This is a genomic window from Paenarthrobacter sp. NPDC089988 (assembly GCF_044748465.1).
Lineage (GTDB): Bacteria > Actinomycetota > Actinomycetes > Actinomycetales > Micrococcaceae > Arthrobacter.
This window is the reverse complement of the sequence record NZ_JBIVGD010000007.1, coordinates 102,345-115,052: the sequence shown is the minus strand read 5'-3', so window position 1 is coordinate 115,052 and position 12,708 is coordinate 102,345. Positions and strand designations below refer to the sequence as shown.

Here is a 12,708-nt window from a genome sequence, read left to right as displayed (position 1 = left end):
CATGAAGCACTACCCTCACCTCTACATCGACGGTCAATGGGTTGACCCGATCGAACCGCGCGACGTGGAACTCATCGACCCCACCCGGGAAGAGCCTTTTGCAAAGGTCACCCTCGGAACAGCCGCGGATGTCGATCTCGCCGTCGCCGCCGCCGAACGCGCCTTTGAAACCTTCTCCACCACCTCGGTGGCCGAACGGATCGCGCTGATTGACCGCATCATCGACGTCTACGAGTCCTACGCCGATGAATTTTCCGAGCTGATCGCACGGGAGGTCGGAATCCCGGTCAGCAACCGCGCCCAGGTCACCGGCCCGGCCGAGCACATGAGGGCAGCCCGGGACGTGCTGAGCGCTTACCCGTTCGAGTCGCGGATCGGCAACGCCATCGTCCGGCGCGAACCGATTGGCGTCTGCGCGCTCATCTCACCGTGGAACTGGCCCATCCAGACCGGCGTCATCAAAGTCATCTACGGACTGGCCGCCGGGTGCACCATCGTCGCCAAGCCCAGCCTGAACTCAGCAGCGAGCGGCACACTCATGGCCCAGGTATTCCACGAGGCAGGCGTCCCCGCCGGAGTGTTCAACCTCGTCAACGGCACCGGCCGCGATGTCGGGGACGCGCTCTCCCGCCACCCCGGCGTCGACATGATCTCCTTCACCGGATCCACCGCAGCAGGCAAACAAGTCGGGGCCGCCGCAGCCGGCACGGTCAAACAGGTCAGCCTCGAACTTGGCGGCAAGTCAGCGAACATCGTGCTGCCAGACGCCAATCTGGAACAGGCCGCCCGATGGAACATCCAACGCTGCTTCTTCAACGCAGGGCAGTCCTGCCACGCACCCAGCCGGATGCTGGTCCACGAAAGCCAAATCGACCAGGTGGTCCCCTTCCTGGTCGACGAAGCGCAGCGCTTCCGCCTCGGAGACCCGCTCGACACGACCACCACCATGGGCCCGGTCGTCAGCGCCGCCCAATACAAGTCGATCAGGGACCTCATCCAAAGCGGCATCGACGAAGGCGCCCAACTGGCCACCGGTGGCCTGGAGCGGCCCGAAGGGCTGGACCAGGGCTACTTCATCCAGCCCACGGTCTTTACCCACGTCACACCCCAGATGACCATCGCCCGCGAAGAAATCTTCGGCCCCGTCCTGGCTGTCATTCCCTACCGCGACGAGGACGACGCACTGCGCATCGCCAACGACTCCCCCTACGGGCTCGGAGGCTACGTCTTCGGCGGGCAGCGCACCAACCCCCACCGCGTCGTGAACCGTCTCCGTGCCGGGCGCATCAGCTACAACGGAGCACCCACCGATTCCTACACCCCCATGGGCGGCTACAAGCAATCAGGGGTAGGCCGGTCAATGGGCAGGTTCGGTCTCGACGAATACCTCGAGGTGAAGTCCGTCTACGGATTCGAAGACGAGGCCCAGGCGTTGCCCGAACTCTTCGCGCAGGTCGGGGAGACCCACAACCCGGCAGGAGCCATCAGCGAATGACCAACGAAACCACACCCCTGCTCCGGAACCCCGCCAAGGAAAAACTGTTGCGGGGCGAGCCGGTCTTCTCAATGACCATCAGGCTCGTCCGGACCGTTGACATAGCCTCCATCGCCCACACCGCAGGCTTTGAATCCGTCTACATCGACATGGAACATAGCAGCTTCCCCCTCGAAGCGGCCGGCCAGATCTGCATGGCCTGCAACTCCCTCGGAGTCACCCCGCTCGTCCGCGTCCCAGGCCCGGACCCCTTTTTCATCGCCAAAGTCATGGACGCCGGGGCCATGGGCATCATCGTCCCGGGCGTCCAATCAGCCGAAGAGGCCCGGGCCGCCGTCCAGGCCGTCAAACATGCCCCGTTGGGAATCCGTTCCTTCTCCGGGGCAGCGCCCCAGCTGAACTACCGGTCCCTCCCGGCGGACGAAACGATCCGGGAGTTGGACCAGGCATCCATGGTCGTGGCGATGATCGAATCCCGCACCGGCCTTGAGGCTGTGGAGGACATCGCCGCCGTTGAGGGAGTGGATATGCTCCTGGTCGGAGCAAGCGATCTCAGCACCGAACTCGGCGTGGCCGGGCAAGTCGATCACCCCGAAGTGCATAAGGCCTTCCTGCGCGTCATCGAGGCCTGCAAAGCCAACGGCAAAGCCGTGGGGATCGGCGGAATGGGCGGCCGCCCCGATCTGGTCCGCCAGTACCTCGACCTCGGCGCCGGGTTCGTATCGACCGGCAACGACATCACCTTCCTCAGCGGTGCCGCCGCGCAAAAACGCAAACAGTTCCTCTGACCGACCAGCCACGAGCAGGAGTACACATGAAAATCTGCATTTACGGCGCCGGGGCCGTCGGTGGACACATCGCAGGACGGCTCGCCGACAGCGAAGCGGACGTCTCATTGATCGCCAGGGGAGAGCAGCTCGCCGCAATCCGGGAGCACGGCCTTCGGGTCGAAACCCGCGAAGGAACCCTGATCTCCCACCCACGGGTCACCGACAACCCCAGCGACCTTGAACCACAGGACATTGTGATCGTCGCCGTCAAAGCACCTGCTCTGCCGACCATCGCCGAACCCATTGGCTCCTTGCTCCACAAGGACAGCCTCGTGCTGTTCGTCATGAACGGCATTCCCTGGTGGTACTTCCACGCCCACGGCGGCGAACTGGACGGCACCCAGTTGCGCCGTCTGGATCCCGACCACAAATTGTGGGATTTCATCGGTCCCGAACGGGCAGTAGGCGCCGTCGCCTACACCGCCTGCAGCGTGACCGCCCCCGGGGTGATCCGCGCCGAGAACCCTGTCAACCGCTTGGTTATCGGACGCCCGGACGGACAACCGAACCCCACCCTCGATGCCCTGGCAAAGATGCTGAACCCCAGCGGGCTCGAGGTGACCGTCACCGACACGATCCGGGACGCGGTCTGGACGAAGCTGCTGATGAACCTGATCGGAGGATCGCTGGCCGTCCTCACAGCCTCACCGATGAAGAATGTCCTGAACACCCCCGCCATTGCTGGGCTGGCCAAAGCGATGGCCGACGAAGGAGCCGCTATCGCCCGTGCCCTGGGCTGCGACCCGGGTGATGCCTACGCCGGACTGGAGAAACTGGCGAAGTCCGGACACCTTCAAAGCATCGGCCAGGACCTGCTGGCCAACCGGCCCATGGAAATCGACGCGATGCTCCGCGTCCCGCTCGATCTGGCCGCACTCGTCCAGGTTCCAACTCCCAACCTTGACCTGGTCATCGAGCTCGCCACCCAGCGTGCCCGGGCCGCCGGCCTGTACACCGACACCACCCACTAACCCGCCCCCAAGAGCTTGCAGAGGCCGCAATCCCAAGGACTGCGGCCTCTGTGCCATGCCCCGGAACTGCCCACTCTGACGCGGCAGAACAGCATCGAGTGGCCAGAGGGCACAGCAACGGCCCGTCCAAGGCAGGAAAAGCGACGTACGGGCCTCTGGCCTCGGCAAACAAATCCGGGCGGTCATCCCGGACCCCGGGACCCGGTAACACCCGCATTCCAGAACTATTGACAAATTCTCACAGTGCGGGATATCGTGAATCACGCTTTGAAGAGCTGTGCTCCACGACACATCGTGAAAAATCGAAGCAGAGCCAGCAATCAGCTTGATCGAGACGGTCCACCTGCGTCGAGAAAGAGCGGTTCATCTACACACCGTTGTGTTCGCGCTGAAGTGCACTGAACACCCAGCCAAAAGGTAGTTAGACGCATGACCGAACAATGTCGATCGAACTCGTGCGAGTCTCGTATCCCCTGCCCAGCCGACAGCACCCGCTCCGCCGGGACGAACAGGAACCGGGCACTGCTCCCCTTCATCCCCGCTGGCAAGACCAGCACCTGCCACGCACCCAAGGAAGGCATCAAGCGATGAGCATTCACGTCAACGCGGGCCGCCGGCTCGACCAACTCCCGGTAGGCAAGTTCCACCGGCGCCTGGCCGTGCTGGTTGGCCTGGGCATGTTCTGGGACTCGTTTGATAACACGCTGTCCTCCGCCGTATTGGCATCCCTGCTGCCAACAGGCTTCTCTACGCTCGAACTGAACTCGCTGTTCCTGTCCTTCACGTTCGCCGGACTGGCCATCGGTGCAGTCTTCGCCGGATGGCTCAGCGACCGGTTCGGCCGTGGCTTCGCCTTCCAGTTCAACCTGGCACTGTTCGGCATCCTTTCACTCTGCGCCGCAGCAGCACCGAACATGGAAGTACTCATCGCCCTCCGCGGCCTGATGAGCATCGGCATGGGTGCCGAATACGTCATCTGCTACGGTATGATCACCGAATTCATCCCCCGCGCCAAGCGTGGCCGCTACCTGGGCCTGCTCGGAATCTTCGCCGGCCTCGGCGTCTCGTTGTCTTCCCTCGTCGGCTACCTCGTCATCCCGGTCTGGACCTGGCGGGCAATGTTCATCATCGGCGGCATCGGCGCGATCATCACCTGGTGGCTCCGCCGCGGCATGCCGGAATCCCCCCGCTGGCTCGAATCGCGCGGACGCAACAAGGAAGCCGAAGCCATCTTCGAACGCATCGCCCGTGAATCCGGCACCACCCATGAAGTGGTCAGCCCGATCACCGTCAACGACGTCGAAAACGAAAAGGCCGACTGGGTCCCCTTCACCGTTCTGTTATCCCGCCCTGTCATCCGCCGGACACTGATCGCACTGCTTCTCACCATCACGTGCCTGTTCGGCTCCTACACCGTGACCGGCTGGGTGCCCACGTTCTTCGTCAAGCAGGGCATGGACGTCTCCAAGTCCCTGGCCTTCAACGCAGCCATCATGTCCGGATACGTCGCAGGACCGCTCGTCATGATGTTCATCGCCGACAAACTGGGCCGTCGCAACATCATCATCCTGTTCGGTACGCTCGCCGCGATCTTCGCCGGTATCTACCCGTTCATGAAAGAACCCGCCCTGATCATCGCCATCGGATTCATCCTGGTTGCCATGGTCGCCTCGTTCCTGGTCCTGGCACTGGGAACGGCACCGGAATTCTTCCCCACTGCCTTCCGCTTCCGCGGCGGTGGCCTGGCCCAGACCGTCGGACGCGTGGGCCTGATCTTCTCGCCCTTCTTCGTTCTCTGGCTATTCAACAGCTACGGCGTCCTGGGCGTTATCCTGACCGTCTGCGGCATGTACATCCTCGTGACCGCAATCATCGCCATCGTGGGCGTTCAACCAGCCCCCGAAACCCTCGAAGAGGAGGCAAACGCCGTCGTGGAAACCCACGCCGGGGACAAGGGCCACAAGGTCACCCACGACCAGCAGCTGTAAGCCCAATTACCTGAACTGACCAACACTGGATCCCCGGGCCGCACCCGGCCCGGGGATCCATCCCGACGGCACCGTTTGGTAGCCGTCCAGCACTGAATATCGAAAGCGTTGACATGAAAGCCGTTGTTTTCCTGGGCGAAAGTAAGCTCGAAATCCGTGAATACCCCGACCCCGTACCGGGTCCGGATGAAGTCGTTATCCGCATGAAAGCCTCCGGCATGTGCGGAAGCGACCTCAACCACCTCCACGGACCACTGCGCACAGGATCACAACTGGTCATCGAAGGGCACGAACCCTGCGGCGTCGTCGAACTCGTCGGCGAAGCAGTACGCCCCAGCGAAGCCAAAGTCGGCGACCGGGTCATGGTCCACCACTACGACGGGTGCCGCACCTGCCAATACTGCCGGTCAGGCTTCACCCAATACTGCCCCAACGCGCGTACCGTCTACGGCGGTTTGGACGGCGACGGCGGCCACGCGGACTTCATGAAAGTCCCCGCACACACCCTCATCAAACTTCCCGATTCCCTCTCGTTCAAAACTGGAGCAGCCATCTCCTGCGGCACCGGGACGGCCTTCGCGGCCATCAAGCGGGTCGGCCTCTCCGCCGACGACACCGTGGCGATCTTCGGCCAGGGACCAGTCGGCCTCTCCGCCACGATGCTCGCCAAAGCCTTCGGCGCACGAGTCATCGCCGTGGATGTCGAACCCTCCCGCCTCGAAATGGCCCAAAGGTTCGGTGCAGACTACGTCGTCAACTCAAAAGAGCAGGACCCCGTTGCCGCTATCCGGGCACTGACCCGCAACGGAGAAGGCGCGGACAAATCCATTGAATGCAGCGCCAACACCATGGTGCGGACCCAGGCTATCCAGTCGCTGCGCCGCTGGGGAACCGTCTGCATGGTCGGTGTCTTCGGCAAGGTCGAATTCGACAGCGAGGAACTCATTCAGCTGCAGAAGACCGTCGTCGGGTCGCTGACCTTCAGCAAGAACCAGCAAGAAGAATGCGCCCAGTTCGTCGCTGAACGCGGACTGGACGTCGAATCCCTGTTCACCAACGAATTCCAGCTGGGCGATGCCGAGAAAGCCTACGAGCTGTTCGACCAACGCAAGATCGGCAAAGGCGTCTTCATCTTCAACTGACAGTTAGTCAAGGTCACTTGAGAGGAAAACAAATGACCACCACCCAGCAGAACTTTCCTTTGACTGAGCAGGCCAGGAACTTCTTCTCCCGTGACGTGCACGGCCTCTTCATTGATGGCCACCACGTTCCGGCCGAGGCCGGCCAGACACTGACCACCACGAACCCATCTACCGGTGAGGTCCTGGCGCACTTTGCTTCCGGCGGCCCAGCCGACATCGACAAAGCCGTCCTTGCTGCCCGCAAAGCCTTCAACGGTCCGTGGAGCAAATGGAGCCCCTACGAGCGTCAGGCACTGCTCACCAACATCGCCCAAGTCCTGGACCAACGCTTCGAAGAACTGATCCAAATCGAAGCCCTGGACATGGGCGCCCCGGTCTCACGTCTGCGCAACTCCAAAGTGTCCCTGATGAAGATGCTGGCGTTCTTCGCCTCCCAAGCGACCAGCATCTCCGGCGAGACGCTCATGAACGGGATCCCCGGAAACGTCACCACCATGACCCTCAAAGCCCCCGTAGGGGTCATTGGTGGCATCATCCCGTGGAACGGCCCCCTCAACAGCCAGTTCTGGATAATCGGAGCAGTCCTGGCCAGCGGCTGCACCGCCGTCCTCAAACCCGCGTCCGAAGCATCGCTGTCGGTCCTGCGGGTAGCGGAGATCCTCCACGAAGCCGGCGTTCCCGCCGGGGTTATCAACGTCGTCACCGGTCCGGGCAGGGCCGCCGGCAACGCCCTGGCAGCCCACCCCGACGTGGACCGCATCGCCTTCACCGGGTCCACCGAAACCGGACGCAAAATCATCGAAGCGTCCACCGTGAACATCAAGAAGCTGCAGCTCGAACTCGGCGGCAAGTCAGCAGACATCATCTGCGCCGACGCCGACCTCGCCAAAGCCGTACCGGGAGCTGCCATGGGCGTCTTCTCCAACTCCGGTCAGATCTGCTTCGCCGGAACCCGGGTGCTCGTCCAACGAAGCATCGTCGACGAATTCACCGAACGGCTGCTGACCTTCATGGACACCCTGCGCGTCGGGCACAGCCTGGACGCGAACGCCACCATGGGCCCTGTCATCTCCCAACCCCAGCTCGACACGGTCCTTAACTACATCGACGTCGGCCGCAACGAAGGCGCAGAACTGCTCTACGGCGGCCAACGACTTGGAGAGGACCTCAGCAACGGCTACTTCGTGCAGCCCAGCGTCTTCGGCGGCGTAAACAACGACATGCGCATCGCCCGAGAAGAGATCTTCGGACCCGTCCTGTCCATCCTGCCTTTCGACGACATCGACGAAGCCATTGCCATCGCCAACGACAGCGAATACGGACTCGGCGGCGCCGTCTGGTCACAGAACCTATCCACCTCCCTGCGCGTCGTCCAAGGCGTCCACACAGGAACCATGTGGGTTAACTGCTACGGCTACATCGACCCGCTCGTGGGATTCAGCGGCACCAAACTCAGCGGCTACGGCTACAAAGGCACCGCCGCCCACATGGATACCTACCTCTACACCAAGAGCGTTTACCTGCAGCTCTAAACCAGCCTTCCCTCCGGCTGCAGCACTGGACGGGCGGGCCCCTGGCCTGAGTAGGAACGGCAAATGAATGACTCAAAGGAAAGAGGGAAGGAGACTGTGGCACTCAAGAACTGGGCGAATCTGAGGCCAGGGGACCGGGTCAGCGTCATCGAAGCGACCTAGTACCCGTACGAGGCAACCGTCGACGTCCTGACCCCCGATGGACGCATCGTCTGGGTGCTCCCCGCAACCGGAGATCACCGCCGCGCCTACGACTGCAGAGAAGAAATCGTCATCAGCCGAATCCGAGACAGGCACTAACTCCCGCGCTACGACGCCACAACGAGCCTCCCCTCGGTATTCCGCACGCCGAGGGGAGGCTCTCTGTGGTTGGCCGACCAGCAGCAGGTACCGACGCTTTCGTGCGTCGCCTGCGTGATTAGTCTTCCGTCTGTGTCATCTGCTCGCCGATAACACGAGGCTGCCAGTGATGATCATCAGACCCTGACTGGTGCTGGGCCTGTGCTGCCTGATGGACCGGCGCCAGAAACCTGCATCAAATGCATGAGCCTCTCATCTGATAGCTATGACGACGTAATGCCGATACCCGCGATTCCATCAAGCTGGGGGAGCGATTGAGATTACCAACCCCTTGAGCGGCTTCGATCGCCTCACCCCTTATTCCGAGCCGCGCAGAAAAGAGGTGAGGACGTGACCCCTTGGCAGGGGTACTGCGGGAGACTCCCTCGGCGCGGGTCTGCTCGTTACCGTTAAGGGATGGACAATAAGCCGGAAGTACGCGAGTTTCTGACCTCCCGTCGCGCAAAGGTGGAACCGAAGGACGTGGGTCTGCCCGCCGGAACGAACAGGCGTGTCGAAGGCTTGCGGCGCAGCGAGGTCGCCACGCTTGCCGGCGTGAGCATCGAATACTACACGAAGCTGGAGCGCGGGGCTATCAGTGGTGCGTCCCCCGAGATCCTCCATGCCATAGCTAGGGCGTTGCAGCTCGACGACGCGGAGCGGGCGCACTTGTTCAATCTGGCCCGGGCTGCCAGCCCTGCCGCGCGGCCGCCGCGGAGGCGCAGCTCGAAGGTCTGGACCCCGCACCCGAGCCTGCAGTGGACGCTGGACGCGGTGACAGCGGGGCCAGCGTTTGTTCGCAATGGGCGGATGGATCTGCTGGCGGCGAACGCGCTGGGCCGGGCGTTCTACAAGGACGCATACGACATGCGGGCTCAGCCGCCGAACATCGCCCGTTTCACCTTCCTGAACGAGCGCGCGTACGCGTTCTACCCGGACTGGGACTCCTTCGCGGAGATCACTGCGTCGATCCTGCGGACCGAAGCGGGGCGTGATCCGCACAATAAGGAGTTGCACGACCTGATCGGGGAGCTTTCAACCCGCAGCGAGGAGTTCCGACGGCTATGGGGCAAACACGACGTCCGTCACCACGGCACAGGATTCAAGACCTTTCGCCACTCTGTTGTCGGGGAGATGACTCTGGCCTATGAGGGAATGGAGATGGAAGCCGAGCACGGCCTGACCTTGACCATCTACGCGGCGGAACCGGGCTCGACGTCGGCGGAGCGGATGGGTCTGTTAGCTTCCTGGGCGGCCAGTGAGGAGCTCGAAGCGAGGACCGCCCGGGAAGCGCCGAGCACGGCGGCCAACGACGATGCATCAAGGCGCGCCCTTTGAAGTTCGCCCTCACGCGAAGGAAACAGATCGATGGGGATCAACCTACGCATCGCGTCGCTGCTGCGGACTAGTGCGTCGCTCCGGCTCGAGCGGAAATGACGACGCCCGGCTCTTTTCGCGCGAGACGGAGCGTCCGCATGTTTTGGTCGGAGATGTCAGATGGGGGCCGTGGCCGACTCCTCCCTGTGGAAAGCCGTCCCCGGCGGCGGGTCGCTCCGCGCGGCGTTTCTTGAGAAAAGGGCAGTCAGCGGCAGGAAGTAAAGTGCGGTGATGGTGGCCCCTACGACGGGTCCGGTCGCACCGAGCGCGGACTGCAGTGCAAACGCGGCGATTCAGCAACCGACCGCGGTGCCACCGTCGAACGACGAGGTGGCAAGCGCGGAGGCCAGCGTCGGCCCTTCATCGGCATAGCATACGGCCTTCCCGATGAGGATCGGGTTGGTCGACATGCAACTGTCGGTCACGCACCCCACCATCGTCGACGAAGGGCTGTCGTCGAACATGGGGCTTGGATTTCTCGATCGCAAGGGACGATGGCCGGTTGGTTGGCCATGCCCGGATCAACAGGATCACGCTGCAGGCCGGGTCGCCGATTCAGAAGGACTTCCAGGACTCTGTCTTCTTCGACTCACCCGACTACCCGGTCCCGAACACCGTGCTCGGCTGTCTGGTCTCGAAGTACCCGGTGACGCCGACGGCGACTGCGGTCGCGTGGATCGGTCGCCACCTCGCACCATCCAGGTCGTGGTCGGCACGACCAAGTCCGGACGCGTCGCCGACGCCGCGGCGGCTTCGGACATCCCGCTGACACGCAGCGAGTGGTGCGGGCCGGTGCAGGCAGCGGGCACAACGTTCCCCGAGATCCTCGTGCGAAGAATCTGGGTGAGGCAAAGAAGTGCCCCGAGTGCGGGCAGCTGGACTCGGGGCACTTCCTTCTCTGGCGCTGGCCCGTGCAGTCACTGCGCGGTGTGTCCGGCGTCGACGGGCAGTGCCGCTCCGGTGACGTAGCTGGCGGCGTCCGAGCAGAGCCATAGGACAGCGGCGGCGATCTCGTTGGGGCGGCCGAGGCGGCCCAGCGGCACGCCAGCGGCGGCCTGGTCGCGGTCGAGCTCGCCGCCGTCGGCCATTCGGGCGACCATGGGGGTTTCGATGGTTCCCGGGCAGACTGCGTTGCAGCGCACCCCGTGCTTCCCGTATTGGAGGGCCACGCTCTTCGTGGCACCGATAACGCCGTGCTTGGTGGCGTGGTAGGTGCTGCGCCCGTCGCCGCCCACCAGTCCACCAAGGGAGGAGCAGTTCACGATCGCGCCGGAGCCCTGCTCGCGCATCTGTTTTAGCTCGTGCTTCATGGAGGCCCAGACACCTTTGAGGTTGACCGAGACGAGCTTGTCGAACGCCTCTTCAGTCTCCTCGGCCGAGTCAACCGGGGGCAGCATGATGCCGGCGTTGTTGAACGCCATGTCGAGGCTGCCGAATGTGTCGACTGCGGCGCGGACAGCGGCGGCGACCTGGTCCTCGTGGGTAACATCGCATGCGATGCCGATGGCCTTCTGCCCCCGGGCAGTGAGCTCGTCGGCCAGTGCCTTGGCGGCGTCGGCGTCCCGGTCGACGATGGCGACGTTCGCGCCGGCCAGGGCGAAGGCGCGGACGGTGGCCTCGCCCATCCCGGCGCTGCCGCCGGTGACGAAAGCGGTTTTACCGGTGAAATCGTAGGTGAGTTGGGTCATGTGGCTCTCCTTACTGTGTGTAGTGGTATCGATGACGAAGCGGATGCGGTGCTCGGCGTCCTGCCTGCTGGAACAAACGATCAGATGTAGGCGAGGAATCGTCCCGCAAAGATTACGCCCGTCCACGTTGTCATCGACACGGCTGCCGAGATGCGGGCCGCGAGCGGGGTCGTGTGGGCGTCGGCCCATTCGTCAATTCGACGGTGGACGCCGTGGTGGAACATGAGCACGTTCAGCCCGGCCAGGAGCAGGAGCCCGAGCTTCCACGGTGCCGCACCGGAACTGGCGACGCCGACGGCCTGTGCGCTGAACAACAGGACGCCAGTGGCGACGGCGATGGCCAGTCCGAGGTGGGATACCGGCAGGAGATAGCGTGCGGCCTTCGTGACGGACAGCAGCGATCGCCCGACGCCCAGCAGCCGGAGGTCGAACGCGAAGGCCGGGCCCACGAGCACGGCGATCCCAAGGATGTGGAGGCTCTCGATCGTCGCGTACATGAACGGAGTGGAGCGCACCGCGTCCCCGAGCGGCGTATCCTGCAGGCAGCGCAGGAGCGGTTCGAGCCAGTCAGGCATCCTGGTTCCGTTCGTCCTGGCGGGTGCGGCGGCGCATGTAGAGGACGCCACCCGCGGCCGCCACGACGATGACGGCACCCAACACGGACCAGACGGGCCACGCATCGGAGCCGCTGTCATCGGCAGTGCCGGTATCCTCTGCCGATGGTGCCATCTCTATGGGGTCCGCCACCGCGGACGGCACGTCGGCAGGATTATCGCCTGGCTGCGGCGCGCCGCCTGGCAGTGGCGCCCTGACCGGTAGCGTGTTGCCGATCACCTGATTGACGGGTGCACTGTCTTCCCCGTACCAGAACGCGACCGGACGGAAGAGGCCGTCATCGGTGCGGTTGATGTACCCGACGCCCTGGAAGCGCTCTCCGACCTCCAGGATGCGGTCCAGCCCGTTGCTGCGCGACCACCACGGCGGCGCGATGATGACCTCAAGCTCGTCGTGGGGGCCGCCGTACGCGGGAGCCGCCTCGACCCGGATGCTGTCCTCGGGTCCTGACAGGTCTTCGGGGATCGGGAGATCGGGCGTGTTGGTTGGGAGTTGTGCGTCCAGTGTTACATCGAAAAGCGAATGCGGGTCGCCCCAGTTCCCTTCGGATGAGACGGTGCCGGCGATGTAGACGAGCTCGTTGGTTTCGAAACCGTCCCAGCCGTGGTGCGCTGCGGCTGGTGAAGCCGGGAGTAGCGCGATCGTTGCCGCGGCGAGGACGGCTGCCGTGGCCAGAAGGCCGCGGCGGAGTGGTCGGGGGGTGTGTGTGGGGACGCTCAAAGTCGTCGGTC

At 63.8% G+C, this 12,708-nt stretch carries 12 protein-coding genes; 8 read left to right on the top strand and 4 right to left on the bottom strand.

The window, feature by feature from the left end:
* Position 1 precedes the first annotated feature (1 nt).
* The 7 genes from ACIPV6_RS10595 (at position 2) to ACIPV6_RS10565 (ending at position 9,635) form a co-directional block, all read left to right on the top strand.
* Positions 2-1,495, top strand: coding sequence for an aldehyde dehydrogenase family protein (locus ACIPV6_RS10595; RefSeq protein ID WP_400270834.1), 1,494 nt, complete (start codon positions 2-4; stop codon positions 1,493-1,495).
* Complete coding sequence (locus tag ACIPV6_RS10590) at positions 1,492-2,283, top strand: HpcH/HpaI aldolase/citrate lyase family protein (RefSeq protein ID WP_400270833.1); 792 nt, start codon at positions 1,492-1,494, stop codon at positions 2,281-2,283. The genes ACIPV6_RS10595 and ACIPV6_RS10590 overlap by 4 nt, the downstream gene beginning before the upstream one ends.
* A 26-nt stretch (positions 2,284-2,309) precedes the next feature.
* Positions 2,310-3,296, top strand: coding sequence for a ketopantoate reductase family protein (locus tag ACIPV6_RS10585; RefSeq protein WP_400270832.1), 987 nt, complete (start codon positions 2,310-2,312; stop codon positions 3,294-3,296).
* Between the two features lie 587 nt (positions 3,297-3,883).
* Positions 3,884-5,284 carry an MFS transporter gene (locus ACIPV6_RS10580; protein ID WP_400270831.1) on the top strand — a complete coding sequence of 467 codons (1,401 nt, stop codon included), beginning with the start codon at positions 3,884-3,886 and terminating at the stop codon, positions 5,282-5,284.
* A 113-nt stretch (positions 5,285-5,397) separates the two neighbouring features.
* Positions 5,398-6,426, top strand: coding sequence for a zinc-binding dehydrogenase (locus ACIPV6_RS10575; RefSeq protein ID WP_400270830.1), 1,029 nt, complete (start codon positions 5,398-5,400; stop codon positions 6,424-6,426).
* 32 nt (positions 6,427-6,458) lie between these two features.
* Positions 6,459-7,958: an aldehyde dehydrogenase family protein gene (locus ACIPV6_RS10570; RefSeq protein WP_400270829.1), complete on the top strand. Its 1,500-nt coding sequence runs from the start codon at positions 6,459-6,461 to the stop codon at positions 7,956-7,958.
* A gap of 756 nt (positions 7,959-8,714) precedes the next feature.
* A complete protein-coding gene (locus ACIPV6_RS10565; RefSeq protein ID WP_400270828.1) occupies positions 8,715-9,635 on the top strand; it encodes a helix-turn-helix transcriptional regulator in 921 nt (306 codons plus the stop codon).
* Between the two features lie 332 nt (positions 9,636-9,967).
* Here the strand turns inward: ACIPV6_RS10565 and ACIPV6_RS10560 are convergent, their stop codons facing one another.
* Complete coding sequence (locus tag ACIPV6_RS10560) at positions 9,968-10,138, bottom strand: hypothetical protein (RefSeq protein WP_400270827.1); 171 nt, start codon at positions 10,136-10,138, stop codon at positions 9,968-9,970.
* Positions 10,139-10,143: 5 nt separating this feature from the next.
* Between ACIPV6_RS10560 and ACIPV6_RS10555 the strand changes: the two genes are divergently transcribed.
* Positions 10,144-10,443, top strand: coding sequence for a hypothetical protein (locus ACIPV6_RS10555; RefSeq protein WP_400270826.1), 300 nt, complete (start codon positions 10,144-10,146; stop codon positions 10,441-10,443).
* A 148-nt stretch (positions 10,444-10,591) separates the two neighbouring features.
* Here ACIPV6_RS10555 and ACIPV6_RS10550 read toward each other — a convergent pair whose 3' ends face one another.
* From ACIPV6_RS10550 to ACIPV6_RS10540, 3 genes are all read right to left on the bottom strand, one after another.
* On the bottom strand, positions 10,592-11,362 hold the full coding sequence (locus ACIPV6_RS10550) for a glucose 1-dehydrogenase (RefSeq protein ID WP_400270825.1): 771 nt from the start codon (positions 11,360-11,362) through the stop codon (positions 10,592-10,594).
* 80 nt (positions 11,363-11,442) lie between these two features.
* Positions 11,443-11,937: a DUF6644 family protein gene (locus ACIPV6_RS10545; protein ID WP_400270824.1), complete on the bottom strand. Its 495-nt coding sequence runs from the start codon at positions 11,935-11,937 to the stop codon at positions 11,443-11,445.
* Positions 11,930-12,697 (bottom strand): hypothetical protein, encoded by a 768-nt coding sequence (locus ACIPV6_RS10540; protein WP_400270823.1) that lies wholly within the window; start codon positions 12,695-12,697, stop codon positions 11,930-11,932. The genes ACIPV6_RS10545 and ACIPV6_RS10540 overlap by 8 nt, the downstream gene beginning before the upstream one ends.
* Positions 12,698-12,708 lie beyond the last annotated feature (11 nt).